This window comes from Acinetobacter ursingii DSM 16037 = CIP 107286, assembly GCF_000368825.1.
Lineage (GTDB): Bacteria > Pseudomonadota > Gammaproteobacteria > Pseudomonadales > Moraxellaceae > Acinetobacter > Acinetobacter ursingii.
The window spans coordinates 86,472-111,707 of sequence record NZ_KB849710.1 but is presented as its reverse complement, the minus strand read 5'-3'; the positions used below and the strand labels follow the sequence as shown (position 1 = coordinate 111,707).

24 protein-coding genes are annotated in these 25,236 nt (G+C 42.0%); 8 read left to right on the top strand and 16 right to left on the bottom strand.

What is annotated here, in order from left to right; genetic code table 11:
• Positions 1-74: 74 nt before the first annotated feature.
• Positions 75-950, bottom strand: coding sequence for an acyl-CoA thioesterase (locus F944_RS00555; RefSeq protein WP_004985310.1), 876 nt, complete (start codon positions 948-950; stop codon positions 75-77).
• A gap of 281 nt (positions 951-1,231) precedes the next feature.
• On the opposite strand from F944_RS00555, the gene plsB reads away from it, so the two are divergent.
• Positions 1,232-3,799 carry a glycerol-3-phosphate 1-O-acyltransferase PlsB gene (plsB, locus tag F944_RS00550; RefSeq protein WP_004985307.1) on the top strand — a complete coding sequence of 856 codons (2,568 nt, stop codon included), beginning with the start codon at positions 1,232-1,234 and terminating at the stop codon, positions 3,797-3,799.
• Between the two features lie 58 nt (positions 3,800-3,857).
• Here the strand turns inward: plsB and F944_RS00545 are convergent, their stop codons facing one another.
• Together F944_RS00545 and F944_RS00540 are read right to left on the bottom strand one after the other, a co-directional pair.
• Positions 3,858-4,844: a putative solute-binding protein gene (locus F944_RS00545; RefSeq protein ID WP_004985303.1), complete on the bottom strand. Its 987-nt coding sequence runs from the start codon at positions 4,842-4,844 to the stop codon at positions 3,858-3,860.
• A gap of 70 nt (positions 4,845-4,914) precedes the next feature.
• Positions 4,915-5,748: an NAD-dependent epimerase/dehydratase family protein gene (locus tag F944_RS00540; RefSeq protein WP_004985301.1), complete on the bottom strand. Its 834-nt coding sequence runs from the start codon at positions 5,746-5,748 to the stop codon at positions 4,915-4,917.
• Positions 5,749-5,786: 38 nt separating this feature from the next.
• Between F944_RS00540 and recG the strand changes: the two genes are divergently transcribed.
• Both recG and F944_RS00530 read left to right on the top strand, forming a co-directional pair.
• Positions 5,787-7,832, top strand: coding sequence for an ATP-dependent DNA helicase RecG (recG, locus tag F944_RS00535; protein WP_004985300.1), 2,046 nt, complete (start codon positions 5,787-5,789; stop codon positions 7,830-7,832).
• Positions 7,819-8,475, top strand: a complete 657-nt coding sequence (locus tag F944_RS00530; protein WP_004985298.1) for a ComF family protein — start codon at positions 7,819-7,821, stop codon at positions 8,473-8,475. The genes recG and F944_RS00530 overlap by 14 nt, the downstream gene beginning before the upstream one ends.
• Before the next feature lie 6 nt (positions 8,476-8,481).
• Here F944_RS00530 and F944_RS00525 read toward each other — a convergent pair whose 3' ends face one another.
• Positions 8,482-8,907 carry an NUDIX hydrolase gene (locus F944_RS00525; protein ID WP_004985294.1) on the bottom strand — a complete coding sequence of 142 codons (426 nt, stop codon included), beginning with the start codon at positions 8,905-8,907 and terminating at the stop codon, positions 8,482-8,484.
• 15 nt (positions 8,908-8,922) lie between these two features.
• Positions 8,923-9,507, bottom strand: a complete 585-nt coding sequence (locus F944_RS00520) for an LOG family protein (RefSeq protein ID WP_010588689.1) — start codon at positions 9,505-9,507, stop codon at positions 8,923-8,925.
• A gap of 157 nt (positions 9,508-9,664) precedes the next feature.
• Between F944_RS00520 and F944_RS00515 the strand changes: the two genes are divergently transcribed.
• A complete protein-coding gene (locus F944_RS00515) occupies positions 9,665-10,678 on the top strand; it encodes a CorA family divalent cation transporter (RefSeq protein ID WP_004985290.1) in 1,014 nt (337 codons plus the stop codon).
• A 55-nt stretch (positions 10,679-10,733) separates the two neighbouring features.
• Here the strand turns inward: F944_RS00515 and F944_RS00510 are convergent, their stop codons facing one another.
• The 10 genes from F944_RS00510 to dxs all read right to left on the bottom strand — a co-directional run bounded on the left by F944_RS00510 (position 10,734) and on the right by dxs (position 20,149).
• Complete coding sequence (locus F944_RS00510) at positions 10,734-11,027, bottom strand: STAS domain-containing protein (protein WP_004985287.1); 294 nt, start codon at positions 11,025-11,027, stop codon at positions 10,734-10,736.
• 13 nt (positions 11,028-11,040) lie between these two features.
• Positions 11,041-11,673, bottom strand: a complete 633-nt coding sequence (locus F944_RS00505; RefSeq protein WP_004985286.1) for an MlaC/ttg2D family ABC transporter substrate-binding protein — start codon at positions 11,671-11,673, stop codon at positions 11,041-11,043.
• An 18-nt stretch (positions 11,674-11,691) separates the two neighbouring features.
• Entirely contained in the window at positions 11,692-12,375 is a 684-nt protein-coding gene (mlaD, locus tag F944_RS00500; RefSeq protein WP_004985284.1) for an outer membrane lipid asymmetry maintenance protein MlaD, read from the bottom strand.
• On the bottom strand, positions 12,375-13,154 hold the full coding sequence (gene mlaE, locus F944_RS00495; RefSeq protein ID WP_004985283.1) for a lipid asymmetry maintenance ABC transporter permease subunit MlaE: 780 nt from the start codon (positions 13,152-13,154) through the stop codon (positions 12,375-12,377). Before mlaE ends, mlaD begins: the two co-directional genes overlap by 1 nt.
• Positions 13,151-13,969: an ABC transporter ATP-binding protein gene (locus F944_RS00490; protein ID WP_004985282.1), complete on the bottom strand. Its 819-nt coding sequence runs from the start codon at positions 13,967-13,969 to the stop codon at positions 13,151-13,153. The genes mlaE and F944_RS00490 overlap by 4 nt, the downstream gene beginning before the upstream one ends.
• Before the next feature lie 399 nt (positions 13,970-14,368).
• Positions 14,369-16,294 (bottom strand): DEAD/DEAH box helicase, encoded by a 1,926-nt coding sequence (locus F944_RS00480; RefSeq protein ID WP_004985280.1) that lies wholly within the window; start codon positions 16,292-16,294, stop codon positions 14,369-14,371.
• 379 nt (positions 16,295-16,673) lie between these two features.
• Positions 16,674-17,018 carry a hypothetical protein gene (locus F944_RS17205; protein ID WP_004985279.1) on the bottom strand — a complete coding sequence of 115 codons (345 nt, stop codon included), beginning with the start codon at positions 17,016-17,018 and terminating at the stop codon, positions 16,674-16,676.
• Between the two features lie 5 nt (positions 17,019-17,023).
• Positions 17,024-17,212, bottom strand: coding sequence for a shikimate kinase (locus tag F944_RS17200; protein ID WP_004985278.1), 189 nt, complete (start codon positions 17,210-17,212; stop codon positions 17,024-17,026).
• Between the two features lie 74 nt (positions 17,213-17,286).
• Positions 17,287-18,117 carry an inositol monophosphatase family protein gene (locus F944_RS00465; RefSeq protein ID WP_004985277.1) on the bottom strand — a complete coding sequence of 277 codons (831 nt, stop codon included), beginning with the start codon at positions 18,115-18,117 and terminating at the stop codon, positions 17,287-17,289.
• Between the two features lie 118 nt (positions 18,118-18,235).
• Positions 18,236-20,149 (bottom strand): 1-deoxy-D-xylulose-5-phosphate synthase, encoded by a 1,914-nt coding sequence (gene dxs / locus F944_RS00460; protein ID WP_004985276.1) that lies wholly within the window; start codon positions 20,147-20,149, stop codon positions 18,236-18,238.
• A gap of 310 nt (positions 20,150-20,459) precedes the next feature.
• On the opposite strand from dxs, the gene ribA reads away from it, so the two are divergent.
• The 3 genes from ribA to F944_RS00445 all read left to right on the top strand — a co-directional run bounded on the left by ribA (position 20,460) and on the right by F944_RS00445 (position 22,529).
• Positions 20,460-21,062, top strand: a complete 603-nt coding sequence (ribA, locus tag F944_RS00455) for a GTP cyclohydrolase II (protein ID WP_004985274.1) — start codon at positions 20,460-20,462, stop codon at positions 21,060-21,062.
• Positions 21,063-21,188: 126 nt separating this feature from the next.
• A complete protein-coding gene (gene hemF, locus F944_RS00450; protein WP_004985272.1) occupies positions 21,189-22,127 on the top strand; it encodes an oxygen-dependent coproporphyrinogen oxidase in 939 nt (312 codons plus the stop codon).
• A gap of 195 nt (positions 22,128-22,322) precedes the next feature.
• Positions 22,323-22,529 carry a hypothetical protein gene (locus tag F944_RS00445; RefSeq protein ID WP_004985269.1) on the top strand — a complete coding sequence of 69 codons (207 nt, stop codon included), beginning with the start codon at positions 22,323-22,325 and terminating at the stop codon, positions 22,527-22,529.
• 169 nt (positions 22,530-22,698) lie between these two features.
• Here the strand turns inward: F944_RS00445 and F944_RS00440 are convergent, their stop codons facing one another.
• Entirely contained in the window at positions 22,699-24,141 is a 1,443-nt protein-coding gene (locus tag F944_RS00440) for an OmpA family protein (RefSeq protein ID WP_004985268.1), read from the bottom strand.
• 250 nt (positions 24,142-24,391) lie between these two features.
• Between F944_RS00440 and aroE the strand changes: the two genes are divergently transcribed.
• Entirely contained in the window at positions 24,392-25,180 is a 789-nt protein-coding gene (gene aroE / locus F944_RS00435) for a shikimate dehydrogenase (protein ID WP_004985264.1), read from the top strand.
• Positions 25,181-25,236 lie beyond the last annotated feature (56 nt).

Below are 25,236 nucleotides of genomic sequence, written 5' to 3'. Positions count from 1 at the left end.
TTTTTTAGCATATCTGACAATTTAAAAATAAAAAGCCGCATCCATGCAGCTTTACTGAAACATTTAATGTGGTTTTATTGGTTATTGGCTATTTCACGCAGGCGTATAAGCCCCTCTTGTGTGGTACTACAGACCAGTTGTCCATTTTGCCACATGCGTCCAAAATTTAATCCGCGTGAATTTGCAGTGACGGTCGCTTCCATGTCATACAGCATCCATTCATCCGCACGGACTGGACGATGAAAATAAATGGCATGATCGATACTGGCACATTGCAAACTCGGTGAAATATAGCTTAAACCATGCGGTTTTAAGGAAGTCGTCATTAAGCTGAAATCAGAATAAAATGCAACGATCGCTTGATGTAAAGACTGATCATCCAACTCTTGAGGAATAGGATCATGGGTTCGGATATAGTGTGCGTTAATCGGTGCTTGTGGTTGAGGTTGAAATGGATTGACTGGATCAATCGGGCGAATTTCAACATGTCGATCACGCATAAAACTGGCACGCACATTTTCAGGCAGGAAATTAACTAATCCTTCTTTGAGTTCATTTTCTGATTTGAGGTCTTCTGGCGCTGGATAGTTAGGTTCTTCTGGTTGATAATTCAAACCTTCTTCAAGATAAGCAAACGATATCATTGCCGAAAAGATAGTACGACCATGCTGAATAGCACGAACTTGGCGACTGGAAAAGCTTCGACCATCGCGTAAAGGATCGACTTCATAAATAATCGGTGCATTGACATCACCGCCATAGAGAAAATAAGCATGTAGCGAATGTGCAGGACGATCTGTGGTATAGGACGCAGCACGTAACGCTTGTCCCAGAACTTGTCCACCAAATACACGTTTTCCGACCAGATTACGGCTTTGTCCACGGTATAAATGATCTTCAAGCCTTTCAAGAGATAAAAGCTCGACAAGTTCCTGGGTTAATGCATTCATAAGATACCTTTAAAGTGTCGGCAATTTAAAAACAAGACAACTGTAAACTATAAAACATATATACGGTATTTTTCCACAAATTCAGAGTATAACCATCAAGATTAGTTGACTGTCATGTCACACTTTAGCATTGTTATTCGTATTAAAAATACGTTTTTTAACGATAAACACTAGCGCAATCCATGTGATTTATCAGAAAATAGCTCATTGTTTTTCACATCAATTCACTAAGGCAGTTTTCGTTCTTTAGGACAGAGATTGTTGTTTGAGTAGGAGTTCTTATGGCCAAGAGTGGCTTGGGTCAGATGTATCGACGCCTGTCGAGTAAGTTACTTGACCTCGTGGTAACACCGCATGTTCTTGGGGAAGTCCCTTCTGAATCTACCGATCAGCAGACTTCAGAACATCCTGCACAGAAAAAAGTCGTCTGCTATGTATTACAAAATTACTCTCGCAGCAATGCTTTAGTTCTTGATGGTGAAACACGTCGCTTGCATTTAAAGCCTGCACTAGATCCACTGGTGATGGATGATCACAAAGAAAAAGCATCGGTTTTATTTTTACAGCATCACGATGAAAAGAATTTACTCAATCCACCACCGCATGCCTTTCCTCCGCGATTACTGCGTTTAATTGAGTTTTTAGACAAGCATCCTGACTACGATATTGAACTGGTTCCTGTCACGGTGCTATGGGGACGCTCTCCTGATAAAGAGGATTCATGGTTTAAGTTGTTATTTACCGATACATGGGCAACCCCAGGTAAAGTCAAACAATTGATGAATATCGGTCTGCATGGTCGTCAAACTTATGTTGAGTTTCATGAACCGCAGTCGTTACGCCAACTGGTCAACTATGCCAGTGCGCATTATCCGAATCTGTCTCCTGCCACGTATATCGTGAGCACTCTGAATGACTATTTAGATAGTCAGCGTGAAGTGGTTCTGGGGCCTGACTTGTCTGACCGCCGTAATGTGATGGAATCCCTGATCAAATCACGTGATGTGCAGGATGCGATTCGTCGGGAAAGTATTCGCGGTAAAGTCAGCATGCTTGAAGCTGAACGCCGTGCGATTGGCTATTTAAATGAAATTGTCTCAGATTATTCATATTCAGCCATCCGTTTTGCTGATATGGCCCTGACTCGATTATGGACACAACTTTATGATGGTGTCGAGGTTCATAACTTTAGTACCGTACGTGAACTGGCCAAAGACTACGAAATTATCTACACACCATGTCACCGCAGTCATATCGATTATTTATTATTGTCTTATGTGATTTATCGTCGTGGTTTAATGGTGCCGTATATTGCAGCGGGAGATAATCTAAATCTGCCATTTGTCGGTCAGCTTTTACGTGGCGGCGGTGCATTTTTTATTCGACGCTCCTTCCGTGGCAATGCACTTTATACGTCTGTATTTAAAGAATACCTATATAGTATTTTGTCGCGTAATACCCCGCTTGAATATTTTATTGAAGGGGGTCGCTCGCGTACTGGTCGCTTACTTCCGCCCAAAACAGGCATGCTGGCCATGACCATACACAGTCATTTAAGGGGTCGTGCCAAGCCGATTGTTTTTGTTCCAACATATATTGGTTATGAACGCTTAATGGAAGGTTCAACCTATGTAGGAGAAATGCAAGGCAAACCCAAAGAAGCAGAATCCATCTTCGGGATTATTCAAACTTTACGCAAAATTGAACGTATTTTTGGCAAGGTCCACGTTAACTTCGGTGAACCTGTGTTTCTGGACGATTTGCTAAAAGCACATGGTGCAGATCAGATCAAAATTGAGAAAAACGATGATCCGATTCCACCACAAGTTTCAGAGGTCATTAACAGTTCAGCACATGCGATTGTTGAAAATATTAACCGCGCTGTAGTGATCAATCCTGTTTCGTTGCTTTCTTTAATTTTATTGGCAACCCCTAAACACACATTGGACGAAGAGTTGTGTATTAAACAACTCGATGCTTATCGTAATCTTGTTACCACACTTCCTTATGATGAGCGCACACAAGTTACACCGCTGTCTGGTAAAGAAATTATTGCTTACGGCTTGAAACTGAAATTGATTAAACGTGTTCAGCATGTATTAGGCGACATTATTGCAATCGAAGATTATCAAGCGGTGTTGTTGACCTACTTCCGCAATAATATTTTACATGCTTTTGTGCTGCCCTCTTTAATTGCAGCGCTAGTTGAACACAATGGTAGAATTAGCCAGAAAAATCTGATCAATGTCATTAAAACACTCTATCCGTTTTTACAGGCAGAGTTATTCCTGAAATGGAAACCTGAGCAACTTGAACAACAAATTAGTCAATATGCCGATGCTCTGGTCAATGCCAAACTGATTGAACGCGACAGTGAAGGCGACTTGATTAGTCCTGCACCAAATTCAGAAGATCATAATCAATTGGTGATCTTAGCAGCTCCAGTCAAACAAAGTCTGGAACGTTACTACATGACCTTGGCATTAATTGCACAACGTGGTTCTGGAAATATTTCGGTGAAACAAGTCGAGGACTTGAGTCATTTGCTAGGGCAACGCCTGTCGGTTCTCTATGAATTCAACTCACCTGAATTTTTTGATAAATCATTGTTCCAGAGCTTTATCAAAGTTCTGACCCAGCAAGGATATATCTGCACCAATGAACAAGGGGCAATCGCGTTTGAACGCAACTTTAGCAATATGGCGGAAGGTGCCAAATTGGTACTGGATGAAGCAACCTTACAAATGTTGCAACATATCACCACCTTTAATGACGATGAGCTTAAAGCTGCACTGGATGCAGTCGCTTCACAACAAGCAAAACGTCGTTCAAAACGTAAAAAAGCTTAAATGATCCTGTCATCTAAAATTTGAGCTCAACATGGCAACTTCGGTTGCCATGTTTGATTTACCAGATCTGACACTCAAAATATTGCGGTTCATCTTTACAGCGTAATTTTTTGATCAGTTTGACAAAGCGCGGATCATAAAAAAAGTTCTGGGAATATTGATTGCGTACTTTAGCAATGACCACATTATAAGCTTGTTTCTCAGTGGCAGACACATCCATCCAATAATACGCGGGTAATCGATTTTCCCAGCGTATCACTTGCCCTACCAATACCCGTGCTTGTCCTGCAAACCAATGCCGCATATTCACACCAAAATCTGATGGGTATTCAGCAGCGCGAATTACAATATTTAAGCCCGCATAAACCACTGGAAAATTGATGACTCGGGTCGATTCACCAAACTCTTTTCTCAGATTATAAGCAAGTAAAGCATAAACAGGGACAGGTAAAATATCCACTTGATTATTTTTAAAGGCCTTGATTGCATTATCAAAACTCAAGGCAACAGGCTGTGCACGCACACTACGCACCAAAGCCGTTTGGGGCGGAACTTCAGCCAAAACACCAATCCGATTATTTTTTAGGTCTGTCACTTTATAAAGCGTTGGCGTTTTGAGCATCATATAGGTCATTCCCACAGGAATAAACCCGACCACCTCATACTCTCCTTGTTGCATGGCAGAACGTAATGCAGGTTGGTTCAACAACTGAATAAAATGCTGCGCGGTTATATTATTTGTGATAAATCCCACACCAGCCGTACTTCCCATAAATGCATTATAGTTTCGAGTATTAAAGTTGGTTGCGACCAGACCTGAACATTTTTTCTGATTAAATTGTGCAATAGCCTCTGTTTCATGCTGATAAATTTTAAGTTGCAAATTGACCTGATCACGCTGTGCATAAAGCGCAATCTCTTTTAAACGTCGGGTAATATCCCCTTGCGCACCGACTGGATCATATACACACCATGTCTTTTCAACCGCTGCCACCTGTTGCACCACGATGAGCAGAAGCAAGCTTCCAAATGCCTGTTTAAACATCTTCCACCAATCTTGTATTTATCGGTTTAATTTAATTGTAGATGTTGCCGCATTCTTGAGTTTAATTAAATTATTGGCTTTGCCTATGTTGTTTCAGGCAGATTGTATAGTCATTAAAGCAAACCGGATGCTGTAATTTAAATCCTGTTTTGAGCATCCGTGTTGCATATAAGCGTTTTCCTGAAATTTCCTGACTGCTCAATTGTAGCTTTGGCAAATCGAGTTGTTGCTGAAACCACAAGATAATTTCATGTAAAGCTAAAGGGTGGTTATTGGTCACGATATAAGACGAATCAACATTTTTTAATGTCGATAAATCCGCTAAAAATCTTGCCAGATCATCAATATGAATGCGGTTGCTATAATGAATCTTTGGGTAACTAATGGTGTTTTCTGCCATTTTTATTAAACGCGCAACCGATTGACCATAGATCCCAGAAGGGCGAATTATCACGGTCTGTTTCGGATATGCTGCCCGCCATTTTAATTCCATATCACGCAAGATTTGTCCTTGCTCATCTACAGGTTGAATGGGCGATTCATCATCGACTCGCTCGCCCTGATGTTCACCATAAACCCGTGTCGATGACAGCACCATAATCCTTTGTACAGGATGTGATTTTAATGCTTGAACGATTGGTTCAACTGAATCCAGATAGGTTTGACGATAGACCTCTACATTACTTTCTGAGGGCGCCAAAGCCACATAGACCAAATCAATTGGTGCAAGATTGTCCAGATTAAGGTCATGCACATCTTGAATGAGGTGATTCGCGTACACATCTGTTTTCGGGCTACGGCTAATTGTGGTAATTTGATGTCGCTGTTGATTCGAGTTCTGTTCAAATAGAAATTGGGCAACGCATTGAGATGTTTTACCATAACCAATAAATAAAATATGCATGCATGATCCTGATGTAAAGGGTCCTGACTTGGAGAGATATGACTTCAGTCCAGCAGTTACAGGGTGTCGGTGGTGCTGCCGCTGCACTTTTGGAAAAACTTAATATTTTCACTACCGATGATCTACTTTTTCACCTGCCGCGTGACTATGAAGATCGTAGCACGGTCATTCCCATGAACCAACTGGTGGTGGGACGCAGCTATTTGCTTGAAGGTGAAGTCAAAGCTCTGGACTTTCCACCTGGAAAACGTAAATCTCTGGCCGCTTTACTGCAAGATGACTCAGGTAAAGTTACCTTACGCTTTTATCATATTTATAAAAATCTGACTGATAAGTTAAAAGCAGGTCATCGTTTACGTGTTTTTGGGGAAGTTCGAGTCGGCGCGCGCGGCTTAGAGATGTATCATCCTGAAATACAACTGGTCACTGATCATAGCGCTTTACCTAAAACTCAGCTCACTGCGATTTATCCCAGTACAGAAGGACTGACTCAACCCAAACTGCGTGAATATGTCAAACAGGCACTCAGACAATACAGCGATCATTTACCAGAATTATTGCCTGAACAATACACCAATGGTTATGCGCTGAAACAAGCTTTACAGTATATCCATGAACCCCCTGTCGATGCCAATATGCAGCAATTGGCACAAGGTTCACATCCCGCACAGCAACGACTGATTTTTGAAGAACTGGTCGCACATCAGGTCAGTTTACTCACCCGACGTGCCTATATTCGACAAATTGCTTCTCCCAGTTTTAGCCCAAGCAAGACACTTGCCAAAGCCTTACTCGCCCAATTACCCTTTGAAATGACACAGGCCCAAAAACGAGTGTCCAAAGAAATTGTCATCGATCTCAAGCAAAACAAACCCATGCTACGCTTGGTACAAGGTGATGTCGGCGCAGGCAAAACCCTGGTTGCCGCTGTCGCTGCTTGTCATACACTAGAAGCAGGATGGCAAGTCGCGCTGATGGCACCGACTGAAATTTTGGCCGAGCAACATTATCTAAATTTTAAACGCTGGTTTGAACCACTAGGGATACAAGTCGCGTGGCTGTCTGGAAAACAAAAAGGGAAGGCTCGTACACAGGCTGAACTAACTATTAAAACTGGCGAAGCACAATTGGTAGTGGGTACTCATGCGTTATTTCAGGATACTGTTGAATTCGCCAAATTAGGTTTGGTGATTATTGATGAACAACATCGATTTGGGGTCGATCAACGTTTGGCACTTCGCAATAAAGGGAATGATCAACTTACACCACATCAGTTGGTCATGACCGCCACCCCGATTCCACGTACACTGGCGATGAGTGCCTATGGGGATCTGGACACCTCTATTATCGATGAGCTTCCGCCGGGACGTACTCCTATTCAGACTGTCACCGTTCCACTTGATCGACGTGAACAGGTTTTAAATCGTATTGCCAGTAATTGTCGTGAAGGTAAACAAGCCTATTGGGTATGTACACTGGTCGAGCAGTCGGAAACCCTTGATGCTCAAGCAGCTGAAGCAACGTATCAGGAAATGAAAGAACGCTTTCCTGAACTGAATATCGGTCTAGTGCATGGCAAAATGAAAGCAGATGAAAAGCAAAATGTCATGCAAGCATTTAAAGACAATCAATTGCAACTACTCATTGCCACCACAGTCATTGAAGTCGGGGTAGATGTCCCAAATGCTTCTATTATGGTGATTGAAAATGCTGAACGGCTTGGACTCTCCCAACTCCATCAATTACGTGGTCGCGTCGGGCGAGGTGCAACCGCCAGTTTTTGTGCCTTACTCTATAAAACGCCTTTATCGCAAAATGGACATGAAAGATTATCCATTTTAAGAGAAAGTAACGATGGTTTTGTGATTGCGGAAAAAGATCTGGAAATTCGCGGCCCTGGAGAATTATTAGGAACCAAACAAACGGGTGATATTGGCTTTCGCGTAGCACGTCTGGAGCGTGATGATCATTTGCTGACACAGGCACATTATGTGGCAGAACAGGTATTAAAAAACTATCCAAAACAAGCCGATGCATTACTGAAACGTTGGCTACCCGAGGCACCTCGCTATGCTTATGTTTGATGATATTAAAGCCTCCATGCAACAGCTTGGGCAAAAACTTTTACCCTGCCGTCTGTGTGAATCCAGTCCACGTTTAAAGCATTATGTTCTATGTAAAAGTTGCTGGGAGCAATTGCCTTGGCTGAAACAGCCGATCCATCGGCATGAATTACAGATCATGGCGGCCTGTTACTATGATTATCCGATCGATCGTATTTTACAGCAGTTTAAATACGAACAAAAATTACATCACCAACCCTTACTCGATCAACTCCTTGCCCAGATGAAATATCCTAAAGTTCAGGCGATTGTCCCCATGCCGATCTCGGAGGCACGTTTGATCGAACGCGGTTATAATCAATCTTTGCTCTTGGCACAACAACTGGCAAAGAAACTCAATATTCCCGTCTGGCAACCGATTCATCGACTTGAACAACATTCTCAAAAAGGACTGAATCGAATAGAGCGGATTCAAGGCATAGAACAGCAGTTTGTTCTGTTAGAGAAACCCAAAATTCGCTACCGAAAAGTCTTGATCATTGATGACGTCGTCACGACTGGCAGCTCAATTTATGCGTTGCATCAAGCATTACACGAATTAGGATGCCAGCAGATTTACGCATGTTGTATTGCAGCAGCAACAAATCAAAACGCCAAAACTTAAAAATCGCTAAATATTTAAATACTTTCGACACCATGGCATCACCACTTCACGCGTTAATGGTGCAAGTGCTGTAACTTGATCATCTAGCGTAACCCATTTCATTTCGGCAATCTCGGCTGCAATCTGCGGCGTCTGCTTTAATTGCGCCAAATAAACATAACTTACCAATTGATGATCGGGCTCATTAGCCGTTGCTGTTTCAAAACGTCCGACAAACTGATCAATCTGAATATCACAGCCGATTTCCTCTTTGATTTCTCTTGCAATCGCTTGTTCAGGCGGCTCATTTACTTCTAACTTACCGCCCACCTGCATAAACACGTGAGTATTTTTCTTACGCACCACCAAGAGCTCACCTGCCTCATTTAAAATAATCGCCGCGGCAACGGTAATTCTCTTGGCAGTGCTTTTTTTCACATCAACTTTTTCCACAGCGCTGTCTCAATGTTAAGGATGAACTTGCGTTTGTGCACCCCACTTCGGCGCGGCAGGTTGATAATGCTCAAAGGCATTTAAAATCACATCAATCTGATCTGATGCAATTAACTTCTCGACAAAACGTGACTGAGTAAAGCCTCGCTCTACAGTTCCTTGAATCATTTTGAGTAAATCATCATAAAAACCCTGAATATTTAAAAAAGCACAGGGTTTTTGATGAATGCCCAACTGTGACCACGTCCATTGTTCAAAAATTTCTTCCAGTGTACCTGCTCCGCCTGGCAAAGCAATAAAACCATCCGAAAGTTCAGCCATTTTGGTTTTACGCTCGTGCATATTTTTTACGATATGCAATTCAGTTAGATTGGGATGAGCCAATTCACGATCAACCAAAGCGGTAGGAATGACTCCAATCACACGGCCGCCTGCCTGCAAGGCACTATCTGCAACCACACCCATCAGTCCTGAGCGACCACCGCCATACACCAGTGTTTTGCCCTGTCTGGCAATGGTTTCACCTGTCAACTGAGCGGCTTGTAAAAATAAAGGATCATTCCCAACTGCTGAACCACAAAAAATACAAATTGAATTCATAAAACTTTTAACCATGTTTTTAAGCTGTCATGCTTACAATATAAGCTTTAGCAAGATTTTTTCAGAAAAAACGACAACAATGAGTGTTTTTAAGTGAATCCTTGTCTAAAATACACCCATCAAATTTATCCATACTGCGCAAGGGAGAAAAGACATTATGCTTGAAGCCTTTTACGCCACAGAGCGCGGTAGCCTTGAAGATGCAACCATTAATGGTGGTTTTGATCTACATCAGGATCTGGTCTGGATCGATTTAATTGCACCCTCTCAAGAAGAGCAACAATGGGTCATTGATGCCTATGACCGAAATCTACCTACCCTCAAGTCACTTGAAGACATTTCATCCTCTGCCCGATTTTACCGCGATGATGATGGCATTTTGCATATCAGTACCTATTTTTTAACGAAAAATAAAAATTATCAGGTCGATGGCGATAATGAAGACACCAGTCATATCTTAGCAACGGTGCAAACGGTCGCATTTATTTTACATAAAGATCGGCTATTTACCATGCGTGGTGAAAAGCTGGTGGCGTTTCGTGCATTTCGTGCCCGTGCACGACGTAACGACTATGACATGGATTATAAAGATCCGACTTGGATTTTACTCGGTTTACTCGAAGCTAAACTGGATGAGCTTGCGGATATCCTCGAAGATATCCACAAGGACTTGGAAAAATATTCTACAGAAGTGCTCAATAACCATCATCGTGAAAAGATTTTAGATCTGGATGACATGATTACCCGTCTGGCACAACAAGAAGACGTACTGGGTAAAGCACAACTGTGTCTGATTGATTTACGTCGTGTCCTGACCTTTTTATCTCGTCCACGTGCTTTGGGCAGTCATATTTATGATGCGGACATTCGCGAGTTGAGTGAAGACGTTCGCTCACTGGTCGAACATGATGCATTTTTATTCCAGAAAGTTCGCTTCTTGCTCGATACTACATCTGGATTCATTAATACCGAGCAGAACGATACCATTCGTCGATTCTCGATTTTACCGAGTATGCTTGCGCCACCGATGTTGATTGCCAGTATTTATGGGATGAATACAACGGAGTTACCCTTTGCCCATGGTGCTTTGAGTTTTTTAATTGTTGCAGCAATTTTGATGGTTTCATTTGTCGGGCCGATGATGTACTTCCGCTGGAAGAAATGGGTTTAAAATTATCGATATAAAAAAAGCACCGAGATTCGGTGCTTTTTTTATTGAAATTTAATTAACTGTGCAGCAGGGTTAAATCATCCTGTAAATGACAAGACTGGATAATTTTGAGCATTTTTTCTGGTACATCCTGAAAATGTAACCCTTGTGCATTTGGTGTTTTTCTTAGCCATTGCACCAAAACCGCCAATGCCAAAGTACTGCCATGCTGTAATTGGCTTAAATTCACCACCAAAGGAAAGTGTTGATGTTGTTGAATCAAACGCAGACCATCCTGATAAACCGTCTGCGCATTGTCAAAATCAATCTTTCCTGATAGCACCAAGTGCTGATCGACGATTTCAATCACAATAAACCTTCACTTATTTTTTGTTTACAGCCGCATCAGCATCTGGCTTAAAGTTGGCAATGGCTTTGTCCAAATTACCACCATTACGCTGTACCGTTGCAGCAAACTGGTTACGGAATTGCAAACCTAAATCAATACCAGACACATTGATATTACGAATTTTCCACTGACTGCCAGCATCAGTAAGCTGGAAAGAAACAGGAATCTTGTCGCCTTTATTACTAAAATCAATCGTCACCACAGGGTTACGACTACCCGTTTCTTTATAAGGGCGCATGGTATAGCTTTGATTACTATATTTTGCAAACGCAGTACCATAGTTTTCAATCAAAGTTTCACGGAAATTCTTTTCAAACTGCGCACGTTGCGCCGCGGTACTGTTTTGATTGGTCGCATAAGTTCCCATCACAATGCGGGTAAACGCTTGCGAATCAATATATGGATCAAGATTTTGACGTACAATTGCTTTTACAGCAGTCGGATTGTTTTGCAGCTTGGCATGATCTGCCTGTAAACGCGAAATAAAATTATCGGCAACACGTTTAATAAATGCTGGTGGCGCTTCTGCTGGCGCAGCAAATGCAGTACCTGCAAGAAGAGTAGATAATACACTTGCAGTAAGGGTTTGTTTGAACAACGTCTTCACAAGAATCGCTCCTTAAAATTACTCAGTAAAAGAAGGTTCGGCACTATTGGATGCAGCCGCTTGTGGCTGTGACGCCGAGTCTTCTGCCGAGCCACCCGATGATGATTTATTGGCACCACCAGTAATAAACTTACTAATCAGATCTTCAAGATCCATTGTACCTTGAGTATTGGTAATATTTTCACCACGTTTTAAATAGTTAAATCCACCACCTGGTACAATTTTAAGATACTTTTCACCTAATAAACCGTTGGTTGCTATCATTATATAAGCATCTTCATCGATATTAGTGATGGATTTCATGTTGGCAATCAGTTTCTGTTCCATTTCTTTTTGTTGCGCAGCATTGGCTTGCGTATAATCAGAACTGTAACGTAACTCATCCAAAGCATTTTGTTGAACCGCCTTGAGCTGTTCTGCATTGAATGAGGTCAATTTTCCATCCAGATCAAAATCAACAGTCGCCAAACGAGTCACAGGATCAAGCGTAATCGATTCAACCCGTCCGACAGTTACGCCACTCATGGTGACTTTAGCACGTGGTTTAAGACCATTCACATTATCAAAACGCGCCGTCATGTGATAACTGTCATTTAAATTGGTTCCAACCAGACCACTGACTTTCATCGCCAAAAAGAACAAGGCCACGCCAAAGATAATGACAAAAATCCCTACGGCCAGCTCACTAGTACGTGATTTCATTAAACACCTCCGAACATGACCGCAGTCAACACAAAGTCAAAACCTAAAACACACAGCGATGAATACACCACTGTACGAGTGGTTGATGTCGCAATACCTTCTGAAGTCGGTTCACAGGCATAGCCCTGATAAACCGCAATCCATGTACAAATCAGAGCAAATACAATACTTTTAATCACGGTTCCATTAAAAATGTCATGCATAAACTGAATCGAACTTTGCATGCCACTCCAAAATGAACCATCATCCGCGCCCAAAAAATCGACACCGACGACTTTACCGCCAAAAATACCAATCGCAGCAAATATAATTGAGAGCATCGGTAAACTCACAATCCCAGCCCATAATCTAGGCGAAACCACACGTTTTAATGGATCAACCCCAATCATTTCCATACTGGAAAGTTGCTCTGTGGCTTTCATCAGACCAATTTCAGCAGTTAGCGCAGAGCCTGCACGTCCTGCAAATAATAACGCTGCTACAACAGGTGCAAGCTCACGCAATAAGGTCAGTGCAATTGCGGTGCCTAGCATGGCCTCACTACCAAAAGTCACCAAAATGTTATACATCTGCAAGCCAAGAACAGCCCCAATAAATAACCCAGATACAGCGATGATGAGTAAGGACATGACCCCAACACGGTACATTTGGTAGATAAATCGACCAAAACCACCCGCAGACGGCAAAGAAAAGATAATTTGTAGCAACATAACCGTTGCGTCACCAATTCCACGTACCCGCTCAATCACGAGTCGACCTAACCAGGCAATCGCATTCATGGATGTACCTCGTTACTTAAATATGCTTGATGGCTAAATTGATATTCAACGGGTCCTTCGGCAGAGCCTGTCAAAAACTGTTTTACAAAAGGTGAAGCTGAAGCCTGTAATTGTTCAGGGGTCCCCTCTCCCTGAATTTTACCTTCGGCAATCACATAAATATAATCTGAAATTTCAAGTGTTTCAGCAACATCATGAGACACAATTATCGTGGTTAGATCTAATGCTTCACGGAGTGAACGGATCAATCGCGTCAATACTCCTTTTACAATCGGATCCTGACCCGCAAAAGGTTCATCATACATGATCAAATCTGGATCAAGGGCAATGGCTCGTGCTAGAGCCACACGACGATTCATCCCGCCTGACAGCTCTGTTGGCATCAGGTGTTCTGCACCGCGCAAACCGACGGATTCTAATTTAAGTCCGACCAATTCAGCGATTAAATGTTCTGGTAAATGGGTATGCGCACGAATGGGGAATGCCACGTTTTCATAGACAGACATATCAGTAAAGAGTGCGCCACTTTGAAACAGCATACCCATACGTGCCCGTGCGGCAAATAACTCTTGACGAGACATGCTGGCAATATCCTTACCATCAAGCAGAACCTCACCACGATCTGGAGTTAATTGTCCCCCAATTAATCGTAATAGTGTTGTTTTTCCTGTGCCTGATGGCCCCATGATGCCTGTAATTTGTCCACGTCGAATGGTTAAATCAACATTGTCATAGATGACGCGCTCCCCTCGATTAAAACTCAGATTTTTCACTTCAATCAGTGGCTGAGCTGTCGAAAGTATCGAATTATTCATAGCAGTATATGTTCCTGCATATTTTAAGCTCGCATAATATAGCACTGAACGTTTATGAAATTCTTGTTATTTAACAATGAAACGACCAATTACTTGATGAGCTGAATACTGTTATTTTGATGATCTTGCATTGCAAGTGCTTGTGGTGAAATGTCATGATGAACGTAGATACTATAAGAAAAATATAAAGCATTCCCAATTACTAGCGCTGCGCCAAGTTTGCGCAAATTGAAATGACGTAATCGGGACAAGAATTTTACATTAAGATCCTTTTTTTCTTTCATTTTTACAATAAAAACCTGACACAGTTCTCATATTATATATTTTTTGATAGTTTTATTACAAGAAAAAGCCGATGCATAAAAGCATCGGCTTTAAAATAACTTCAGAAATTAAATCTTAACGATCATTTTTACGTGAACGGTCACGACCAAAGTTTTCTTCGTTTACACCACGGCGCGGACGGTCATCACCGAAACGTTTTGGACGGTCTTCACCACCAAAAGTACGTTTAGGACGATCTTCACCACCAAAACTACGCTTCGGACGATCATCACCAAATGAACGTTGTGGACGGTCACCAAAACCACCTTCGCGACGTGCTGGACGATCACCAAAATCACGTTTTGGACGATCACCGAAACCACCCTCACGACGTGGTTTGTAATCTACGCGATTACCACGGTTGTCATCATTTGATTCGAAACGCGGTTTATCATTAAAACCACCTTCACGACGTGGACGGTCAGAATTGAATTCGCGACGCGGACGATCTTCACCACCGAAGCTACGTTTTGGACGGTCTTCAAAACCACCTTCACGACGTGGACGGTCAGAATTGAACTCGCGACGCGGACGATCTTCACCACCGAAGCTACGTTTTGGACGATCTTCAAAACCGCCTTCACGACGTGGACGGTCAGAATTGAACTCGCGACGCGGACGATCTTCACCGCCGAATGCAGGACGTTCACCACGTGGTTTATCATCGAAACTACGACGCGGACGATCATCACGACCACCTTCACGACGTTTAAAGTTGCTTTCGCCTTCAAAACGACGACCGCCACCAAAACCACCGCGACCGCCTTCACGACGACCACCACCGTTACCACCGCGACCACGACCACCGCCATCACGACCTGAACGCGCAGGAGGTGGAGATGGCTCTAAGCCTTCGATTTCAGAAACGCTCAAACGCGCTTCTAAATAATCTTCAAGGGCACGAATTTTACCGCGCTCACGATAAGTTGCTAAAGTAATCGCCTGACCTGTACGACCTGCACGACCTGTACGACCGATACGATGCACATAATCTTCGTGTTTCATTGGCAAGCCAAAGTTAATCACGTGAGAAATAGTCGGTACGTCTAAACCACGCGCAGCAACGTCAGTCGCAACCAAGATTTTAGCTTTACCTTCACGAATGCTACGCAAACGGCGGTTACGCACGGTTTGTGGCATTGCACCATGAAGTGCAACCACTGAATGACCTGCTTCAGCAAGTTCTTCAGCCAGCATATCTGTGTCTTCTTGTGTGCTTGCAAACACCACAGCCTGATCTAGATTTTCATCACTTAACCAGTGAGTCAGCAATTTTTTCTTATGCTCAAAACCATCAGTCCAGTGTAAAGTCTGGGTAATGTCAGTATTAGTTGAATGACCTGTCTCAATCGCAATACGCATTGGATCTTGCATCATGCATTCAGCAAGACGGATGATACGATCAGCAAATGTTGCAGAGAACATCAATGTTTGTTTACGGTTTGCAGCTAATTCGCTAATCGCTTCCAAATCTTCAGAGAAACCAAGATCAAGCATACGATCCGCTTCATCGACAATTAAAGCATCTACTTTGTCTAATTTAATTTGACGACGATTGACCAAATCCAACAAACGGCCTGGAGTAGCAACCACTACTTGCGCGCCTTTTAATTGTTGAATTTGTTTTGCAAATGGCATACCACCCATAATCGCAGCGATACGAACACCTTTCATATGACGTACAAATGCAATCGCATCTTGACTGACTTGTTGAGCCAATTCACGTGTTGGTGAAATCACTAAAATATTCGGTTGAGTTACTGCTTTCATGCGTTCTTTAAACGGAACAAAAGTGTCCTGACCAGCAAGCGCATGTAATGTTGGTAATAAAAATGCTGCTGTTTTACCAGAACCAGTTTGGCTTGATACTAAAAGGTCTTTACCTTCAATAGCAGCTGGAATCGCTTGTTCTTGCACAGGGGTTGGTGAAGTGAAACCAAGGTCCTGTAGTGCTTGTTGTAAAGATTCGTGTAGAGAGAAATCGGCAAAAGTTTTGCTCATAGAGAGTTTCACCCTGATGGGTGCTCCATTTTAATAAATACAAATATGGACATCGACAAAAGGCGGCACGGCATCTTAGGCTGAATAGTTTATATTCAACAGCAATCCGAATAACGACGATGTAGACTATACGCACGCATGATTACGGCCGGAACCTGAAGAATCGCTGAGCGATTTGGGCGCAATGAATGGTCCTCTCTATGGACGGCGTGCGCATACAATGAATAGAACAGAATGTTCAGGTAATGAACGGAAATTTAAGTGCGTGGCGAGAGTATAACAGAAAGTTTTTAAAAGTCACCTTTTTTAATAGGTTTTTACATAAAATCAAACAAGTTGACTCACTCTCTGCAATAAATAATTGCATAAAAAATATAAACTATTGATTCAAATTGTTTTTAATATTATTTACCACTTGTAATGGCTGTACATCTGTAAGCATGATTTGACAGGGTAATTGAGAATAAATATGAAATCTCTGTATTATTTTATCGCGTTCTTTCTCTGCTGAGGCTTTTAAATAGGGTCGATTCATTTGTCTTTTGACAATTTCCTGCACACAAATTTCAAAACTTAACGAAGGAAGCAATACAAAAGTTAAAGAATGTTCAAGTATTTGCTTTTTGAGCTCTAAATAATTTAAATGAATGTCTTCTGGATAAATCATAAAACCAGAAGAGCAGACCACAATTACATTACTTCCTTTTTGATGAACCTTATGCATTATGGTTAAGTAACACTCAATATTTTTTGTGCATAATATGCATAACCAAATTGGTCAATATATGTGGAAATATCGCCCACAGTTTGCATAAAGTATAAGTCCAGATCAAAACAATCCCAGCCAAGTTGTGATGCTAACAACTGTGCAGTTGTTGTTTTTCCCGCTCCACCTGGACCAATCAAATAAATCATCATGACTTTATCTATTTCTCTTATTATAAAAAAAGCCCTCAAATTTTCATGAGAGCTTTTTAATGCATCGATTCAGCTTACTTCGCCATTTCGCCCCATGCAGGTACAACCGTTTGCATCAATGGCTTTAACATTTTTAATGAAGATGCCAGAACCTGACCATTTTCCATTGAATCATTGCCACCACGGGCATCGACCACAACACCGCCTGCTTCTTTGACAATCAATTCACCCGCAGCAATATCCCACGGTTTTAGACCTACTTCAAAGAAGCCATCAAAACGACCCGCAGCAACATAAGCCAAATCTAACGCAGCAGAACCTGCACGACGAATATGCGCTCCCGCTTGAGTCACTGCTAGCAATGAAGCAAAATGTTGCTCGGCATAAGATACCACTTCGCCATTACGCATCGCACGATAAGGATGACCCACTGCTAAGAAAGCATTTTCTAGATTGTCACGGACATTGACACGGATACGACGCTGATTCATGACAGCACCGCGACCACGACTCGCTGAAAATAATTCATCGCGAACTGGATCGTAAATCACACCATGTTGGGTAATGCCTTTATGTTGCACAGCAATAGATATACAAAAATGTGGAAAACCGTTGATAAAGTTTTGTGTGCCATCTAATGGGTCAATTACCCAACACCAATCGGCATCATGACCTTTGCCTTCTTGTAGGCCAAACTCTTCACCTAGAAAGCTGTGGTTCTTATAACTTTTACGTAAAGTATCAATGGTCAGTTGTTCTAAATAACGGTCAACACGTGTTACTGGACCTTCAATGCCTTTTTCTTCAACTTGTAGATCGAGCTTATGACGATTTTGATGTGCTTTTAAAAGCTCTTGACCAACTAATTGAGCTGCACGCGCAGCCATGACCACCATAGGTTCCATTGAACACCCACTACAAGTTTGAAGATTTTGACAAAGAATAATGCATGAAAGCGCGCAGATTCTATCAAATTAGCGCGCTTTTGGGTAAAAAATGTTAGGATTTTTTTAACTGAAGAATTTAAGCTGTCTGTACAAGCTTTAACCACACTTTTTCTATGGCTTTCTGGATACCTTCCGCATCTAGCCCACAGTTCTGTAACATCTGTGCATGTGTGGCTTGAGCCAGAAAACTGTCAGCTAAGCCTAAGTTCAGTATTGGTTTCAAGATTTGTGCTTTGGCCAAAAACTCATTTACGGCACTGCCTGCACCAGCCATAACCGCATGCTCTTCAACTGTCACAAATAAACTGGTTTTTTCTGCGAAATCACGAATGATTTGTTCATCCAACGGCTTCACAAAACGCATATTGATGACACGTACCCCAATATCATGCATTTTGCTGAGTTGAATAGCCGCTTCAATAGCTGCCGTCACACGACTACCAAAGGCTAGAATGCTAATTTGTTCATCATATTCGGCGTGGTATTCCGCTACAATTTCAGCTTTGCCTATTTCGAGCGCGGTCAATGTTTGTTGAATTTCAACGCCAACTCCATTACCACGTGGGTAACGTACTGCGGCAGGTCCATGATGTAAATACGCGGTATGCAACATTTGACGACATTCATTTTCATCTTTAGGTGCCATGATCACCATGTTTGGCACAGTACGCATATAGGCATAATCATAGGCACCAGCATGCGTTGGACCATCTTCACCCACTAAACCCGCACGATCAATACCAAAAGTCACATCCAGATTCTGTAAAGCCACATCGTGAATCAGTTGATCATAACCGCGTTGCAAAAAGGTTGAGTAAATTGCCACAACAGGTTTTAAGCCTTCACACGCCATGCCCGCAGCCAAGGTGACTGCATGTTGCTCAGCGATCGCTACATCAAAGAAACGTTCAGGATATTGCTTGGCAAATTTCACCATGCCTGACCCCTCACACATCGCGGGGGTAATCGCTAAAAGTCGATCATCCTGCTCCGCTTGATCACATAACCATTGCCCAAAGACATCAGAATATTTTGGAGGTAATTTTTTTGCTGGCGCAGTCGCGACTGGTGCAATTTTGGTAATGGCGTGATAGGTGATCGGATCAGCTTCGGCAGGCTTAAATCCTTTGCCTTTTTTAGTATAGACATGAACCAGACGAGGTCCTTTACGTTTTTTCAGCGCATTGAAAACATTGACCAGTTGTTCGACATCATGGCCATCAAAAGGGCCAAAATAATCAAAACCAATGGCTTTAAATAAGTTATCTGCGGCATCAGTAGCAGACTGATGTAACCGTGAATTATATGTCCATTGTGGATGGGGCTGTACATAAGCCTCACCCTCGTCATTGATATTGACTGAATGACCATGTTCCCAAATGGCTGCCAAATGTTTGGCAAAGCCACCTGTGCTACAGGAGATGGACATATCGTTGTCATTTAAAACCACAATTAGATCTGCATCATGTGCCACAGCATCATTCATGGCTTCAAAAGCCATACCTGCGGTCATGGCGCCATCACCCACAATACACACCACTTCGCATGGATTTTGCTGATAACGGCGCGCAAGTGACATACCCAGTCCTGCCGAAATTGCAGTCGAAGAATGCCCAACACCAAAAGTATCAAATACAGATTCTTCACGCGCAGGGAATGCAGCCAGACCATGTTGAGCACGAATCGTGGTCAATTGTTCACGACGCCCCGTCAATGCTTTGTGCGGATAAGCCTGATGACCCACATCCCAGATCAAACGATCATGCGGGGTATTAAAACTATAATGAAGCGCAACAGTTAGCTCAATTACACCTAAATTTGCGCCAAAGTGCCCGCCACTTTGTCCTGCCGCATATAAAATAAACTGACGCAACTCATCAGCCACTTGAGTCAATTGGCCTTGCTCGAGCTGACGTAATTGTTGTGGATGATCAACTTCATCTAACAATGGCGTAACAGGGCGTTGAGTTGGTATTTCGGTATACAACATATGTGGCAAAGCCTTTTTAAGCCTGGCAAATCCTAAGCTGGGTAAATGGGATTCGATATGATGAATGACATCATAATCTTATCGAATTTAAAGTCACCTTCAATCAGCCACATTTCTAACAAGGTCGCAGGGAAATTTTCCCTGCGGCGTGGTTGGCTAGATTATCCAGAATAATCTTACTGTTTATCAACTATTATCGTGTGCATTATACAAAAAAGAAATTATTATGCATAAATTCAGCAGTTCAATTCTACCAATATATGACCAGTACGCTATACTTTAGCCGTTTTCCTGATGAGATATGTAATTAGTGGCTATCGAATTTGTCGCAACGTCAAAACTCCCGACCAAGTTTGGTGACTTCAATATTTCGGTGTTTCAAGATCCTGAAACGGGTGAAGAGCATGTCGCATTATCCAAAGGTTTAGAAAGTGCGCCGAATGAACCTGTGCTGGTACGTATTCACTCTGAGTGTCTCACGGGCGATGCTTTTGCCTCACTCAAATGTGATTGCGGCCCGCAGTTGCAGGCGACACAACAGCTCATTAATGATACGGGTAAAGGCGTTATTTTATATTTGCGTCAGGAAGGCCGTGGTATTGGATTGACCAATAAAATTCGTGCTTATGCTTTACAGGATCAGGGACACGACACAGTCGATGCCAATCTTTTATTGAATCTTCCTGCGGATGCACGTCACTATGATATGTGTACCATTATGCTGGATCATTTGCAGGTCAAAGCAGTTAAATTAATCACCAATAATCCTCTCAAATTAAAAGCTTTGACTGATTTGGGGATCAATGTAGTTGAGCGTGTTCCACTCACGGTTGGACGTAATCCTTTTAATGAGCATTACTTGAAAACTAAACGTGAACGTATGGATCATTTATATAAAAAAGATGATTTCTAATTTCACGTTATTCTCGCATTTACATTTCAAGGGATTTTATTCATTGACTGAATAAAATCCTTTTTTACTTATTCTCACGCTTTCTTTATGCTTCATCTAAAGAAAATAAGATCATTTGAGGTCCTCATGCAGCATCCAACTTCGGCTGATATTCTACGAGTACGTGAATTTTTACTCGACCTACAGGCACGGATTTGTGCTGCATTAGAACAACAAGAACAACGCGGCGGCGGTTCTGCACAGTTTATGATTGATGACTGGCAACGTGCAGAAGGTGGCGGCGGACGCTCTCGTGTTTTGCAAGACGGAGAAGTGATCGAAAAAGGCGGCGTGATGTTTTCACATATTGATATTCGCCAACTCCCCGCTTCTGCGACACAACGTCATCCCAATATCGCAGGTGCTAAAGCGCAAGCATTAGGCGTGTCATTGGTGATTCATCCTAAAAACCCCAATATTCCCACTTCTCATGCCAATGTCCGTTTATTCGTGGCTGAACCTGAAGGTCAGGAACCTATCTGGTGGTTTGGTGGTGGTTTTGATTTAACGCCGTTTTACCCAGACAATCAAGATATCAAACATTGGCATCAAACTGCTTTTGATTTGTGTCAGCCTTTTGGCGAACATGTTTATGCTGAACATAAAAAATGGTGTGATGATTATTTTTATTTGAAACATCGTGATGAACAACGTGGGATCGGTGGTTTATTTTTTGATGACTTAAATCAGTGGGATTTTGACACTTGTTTTGACTATATCAAAGCCGTTGGCAATGGTTATCTCGACGCCATTCTTCCAATTTTTGAGAAACATCGTGAACAGCCTTATACCGAAGCACAGCGAGAATTTCAGTTATATCGACGTGGCCGCTATGTTGAATACAATCTAGTGTATGACCGTGGTACGTTATTTGGTCTACAAACAGGCGGACGAATTGAATCAATTCTAGTCAGTCTTCCTAATCTTGCCGCTTGGTCTTATCGTCCAGAATGGGATGAACACTCCATTGAGAAGCAACTCACTGATTATTATCTAAAACCTCATGATTGGTTAGCAGAACTGTAATATTCACTTGCAAATGAGAGTATTTATTATTAAATCGTCTCTTGAATGTTTGCTGTGATGCGTTATGCTGCTAGTACATGAAAGTTCATGTCATTACATGATTGAAAAAAGCCCCCACACAGTAAAGCAGCAACTGTTTGTCATCTTGATTTCATATTGTTTTGATCTAATTTAAAAAAATGAAAGGGTCATATTATGTCTAACATTTTAGAAAAGCATCGTATGCTGGTTTTATATGCCTTGATTGCTACTGTAGTGATTTCTTCTGGTATTACCATCGAATATGAAAATGTTTATTCAGATAGTATTTCGATTTCTGTGACTGTGCTTGCTGGTATAGGTTTATTTTTGGCTGCTGTGATTTTCTTCATTGAAGAAATTGAATCCATTTGTAATCCATAATATTCCGATACGATCAAAACTTCGATATATCCCCCCTGCAAAATTCCACACATCTTGTTGTTTGTAAATCATAGTCTCCAAATACCCTAAATTTAAAGCATCCACAAAAATAAAAGCCGCCTGATTCAGACGACTTTTACCTATGTTTAAATTTTAAATATTATTTAAATCAAGAACCTGCCAACTTAAACTCAATCCGGCGATTACGGAACTTACCTTGTTCAGTTTCGTTATCTGCCACTGGATGTTCAGAACCATAACCTACTGCTTTTAAGCTTGAACTACTTACGCCTTTTCCAGTTAAATAATCCACAACTGCTTGCGCACGTTTTTGTGAAAGGGCTTTATTGGTCTCAGCATTCCCCGTTGAATCGGTATAGCCTTCCACATTTAATGCAAGATTTGGAACTTTTTGCAACAGTCCAGCAGCCTGATCCAACACGGCTTTATTGGCATCTGGAATAGTTGCAGAACCGCTAGCAAAATTAATAATCTGCATATTTAAGGCACGTACAATTTGCTCTGGACTTGAGGATTCATTTAATCCTGTTAAAGCTTGAGTACTCGCATCAATACTGTTATTTACAGACTGCTCAACATTTAAAGGAGCTGCTGAAACGACATTTAATTCAGGCGCCAATGCTTTAATTTTTTCAATCAGACCTTTTAGAGCATTTGCATCTGGTGCATTCACAGTTAACTGATCACCCACCCACTCAATGCTTGCATTCGGAACTTCTTTCACCAGATTTAAAATGGCATCCAGTTTCTCCTGCGCTGGTAATTGTGTGGCATAGGCTGAATCTGTGGCAATATTACAATTTACACCTGTACCAAAGACTTTGGCTATTCCAGTCTGTAGAAGAGACGCAAGACCACTGTCTCCCACATTGGACTGACAACCTAAAACCTGATTTCCTGTTCCAGAAGTCAAACTTAGGGATGCAGGAGACGTAGCAGCCACTGTTGGCGCGACTTCAGAACTTGCTGTAGGCTCTGCGACACTGTTCGGTGCAGGTGTCTGTTTTTGGCAAGAACGCCAGAACAATAAAAGTAATAAGGCAAGAATAATTAAAGCTAGCCACGGCAGGAACTTTTTAAAGCCGCCTCCCGATGAATCTGCGGGTGGTGTTTTGAATGACTGACTCGCCGATGCCGTATGAAATAAGCTGCCCAACCCCAAACCTGATAAAATAGGTGCTGACCATGCTGGCAGCTGACTGGTTATTTGAGGTAGATAAGAACCGATGTAAGAAACAATATTTTCCTCACCCACCTCCTCTTTCAATGCTCTGGCACTGAGAGGAATCGCGTGATTGAAAAGAGATTCGATCGTTGCGGGCTGTAAACTATGATGTTTTGAAAATGCATCCAGAATTTCATTTAAAACGCCTTGATGATTTCCCAACAACTCCTGTAGCGGTGCCTGACTGCCATGTAATATGCTATTTAATCGGTCAGGAAATTTATGAAATAACGCCAGCATAATCGGGTAAAACTGTTTAAGTAATGAGGCCTTTTTATCGATATCGATTTCTAGTTGACTATGGTCGACCACCAACGGTGTCACTCTCTCCGCCAGAAGCTCTAGCGGGTTGAAGTTTGATGTCATTATTGTTCTCCATTTTTGTTGTGTCACAACTTAAATTATTAAGCGATATTATTTATAAGAAGAAATATCCAATAGCGTTTACATTTTGATCAGATCAAAAAAATTAGGCAATTACTCGCAACATAAACACATCATAAAGCTACAAATGCACGCACAAAGGCCATCTAACAATCTCGCAGAAACCTCATTTATTTTGCGGTCATTTTTAGCGTATAGTGATTCCATTTTTTGATAGTGATGGAGCTTCGCAATGACAGGACAATTTGCGGTAATTGGCAATCCGATTGAGCAATCACGTTCTCCAGAGTTACATTATGCTTTTGCTGAAAAATTAGGGATTGAATTGAGTTATCAAAAGCGTCTGGCACCTTTGGATGGTTTTGAAAAAAGTGTCACTGAGTTCTTTGCACAGGGCGGTTCAGGAATGAATGTGACTGTACCTTTTAAAGAACAAGCCTATGCAATGTGTGACGTCCTTACAGAGCGCGCGCAGATTGCCAAAGCAGTCAATACTTTGTGGAAAAAAGACGGGCAGTTATTTGGCGACAATACTGATGGACAAGGTCTGGTCGATGCCATTTTAGCGTTAAATTGGTCACTCAAAAATACTCGTATTTTAATTTTGGGTGCGGGTGGCGCAACGCGAGGCGTGATTTATCCCTTGGTTAAAGCAGGCGCAAAACAGATCACTATTGCCAACCGCACACTCACCCGTGCAGAACAATTAATCAGTGATCTTGAATCTTCTGTTCCAGAGGCTCAACTGAATATGATGCAGCTTTCTAAGCTCTCAGGTGAATATGATTTGGTTATCAATGCAACATCTGCCAGTCTCAGTGGCGAGGCATTAGTGTTACCGTCAAAGCTTAAATTTGATCATGCTTATGAAATGGCTTATGGCAAACCATCCACCTTTATTGACCAAGCCAAAGCTCGTGGTGTGCCAACGGCTGAAGGTTTTGGTATGCTCGTTGGTCAGGCTGTAGAAGCTTTTGCCATTTGGCATGGTGTTAAACCAGCAATCAAAGAATTCCTGTAAATACATGATTAAATCAACATATAAATAAGCTACGTCCATCTTGGAACGTAGCTTGC

Excerpts from the sequence above, each read along its gene's own strand:
- F944_RS00555 (WP_004985310.1), bottom strand. The coding sequence starts at position 950 with ATGAATGCATTAACCCAGGAACTTGTCGAGCTTTTATCTCTTGAAAGG.
- plsB (WP_004985307.1), top strand. The coding sequence starts at position 1,232 with ATGGCCAAGAGTGGCTTGGGTCAGATGTATCGACGCCTGTCGAGTAAG.
- F944_RS00545 (WP_004985303.1), bottom strand. The coding sequence starts at position 4,844 with ATGTTTAAACAGGCATTTGGAAGCTTGCTTCTGCTCATCGTGGTGCAA.
- F944_RS00540 (WP_004985301.1), bottom strand. The coding sequence starts at position 5,748 with ATGCATATTTTATTTATTGGTTATGGTAAAACATCTCAATGCGTTGCC.
- recG (WP_004985300.1), top strand. The coding sequence starts at position 5,787 with ATGACTTCAGTCCAGCAGTTACAGGGTGTCGGTGGTGCTGCCGCTGCA.
- F944_RS00530 (WP_004985298.1), top strand. The coding sequence starts at position 7,819 with ATGCTTATGTTTGATGATATTAAAGCCTCCATGCAACAGCTTGGGCAA.
- F944_RS00520 (WP_010588689.1), bottom strand. The coding sequence starts at position 9,507 with ATGAATTCAATTTGTATTTTTTGTGGTTCAGCAGTTGGGAATGATCCT.
- F944_RS00515 (WP_004985290.1), top strand. The coding sequence starts at position 9,665 with ATGCTTGAAGCCTTTTACGCCACAGAGCGCGGTAGCCTTGAAGATGCA.
- mlaD (WP_004985284.1), bottom strand. The coding sequence starts at position 12,375 with ATGAAATCACGTACTAGTGAGCTGGCCGTAGGGATTTTTGTCATTATC.
- mlaE (WP_004985283.1), bottom strand. The coding sequence starts at position 13,154 with ATGAATGCGATTGCCTGGTTAGGTCGACTCGTGATTGAGCGGGTACGT.
- F944_RS00490 (WP_004985282.1), bottom strand. The coding sequence starts at position 13,969 with ATGAATAATTCGATACTTTCGACAGCTCAGCCACTGATTGAAGTGAAA.
- F944_RS00480 (WP_004985280.1), bottom strand. The coding sequence starts at position 16,294 with ATGAGCAAAACTTTTGCCGATTTCTCTCTACACGAATCTTTACAACAA.
- F944_RS17205 (WP_004985279.1), bottom strand. The coding sequence starts at position 17,018 with ATGCATAAGGTTCATCAAAAAGGAAGTAATGTAATTGTGGTCTGCTCT.
- F944_RS17200 (WP_004985278.1), bottom strand. The coding sequence starts at position 17,212 with ATGATGATTTATTTGATTGGTCCAGGTGGAGCGGGAAAAACAACAACT.
- F944_RS00465 (WP_004985277.1), bottom strand. The coding sequence starts at position 18,117 with ATGGAACCTATGGTGGTCATGGCTGCGCGTGCAGCTCAATTAGTTGGT.
- dxs (WP_004985276.1), bottom strand. The coding sequence starts at position 20,149 with ATGTTGTATACCGAAATACCAACTCAACGCCCTGTTACGCCATTGTTA.
- hemF (WP_004985272.1), top strand. The coding sequence starts at position 21,189 with ATGCAGCATCCAACTTCGGCTGATATTCTACGAGTACGTGAATTTTTA.
- F944_RS00445 (WP_004985269.1), top strand. The coding sequence starts at position 22,323 with ATGTCTAACATTTTAGAAAAGCATCGTATGCTGGTTTTATATGCCTTG.
- F944_RS00440 (WP_004985268.1), bottom strand. The coding sequence starts at position 24,141 with ATGACATCAAACTTCAACCCGCTAGAGCTTCTGGCGGAGAGAGTGACA.
- aroE (WP_004985264.1), top strand. The coding sequence starts at position 24,392 with ATGACAGGACAATTTGCGGTAATTGGCAATCCGATTGAGCAATCACGT.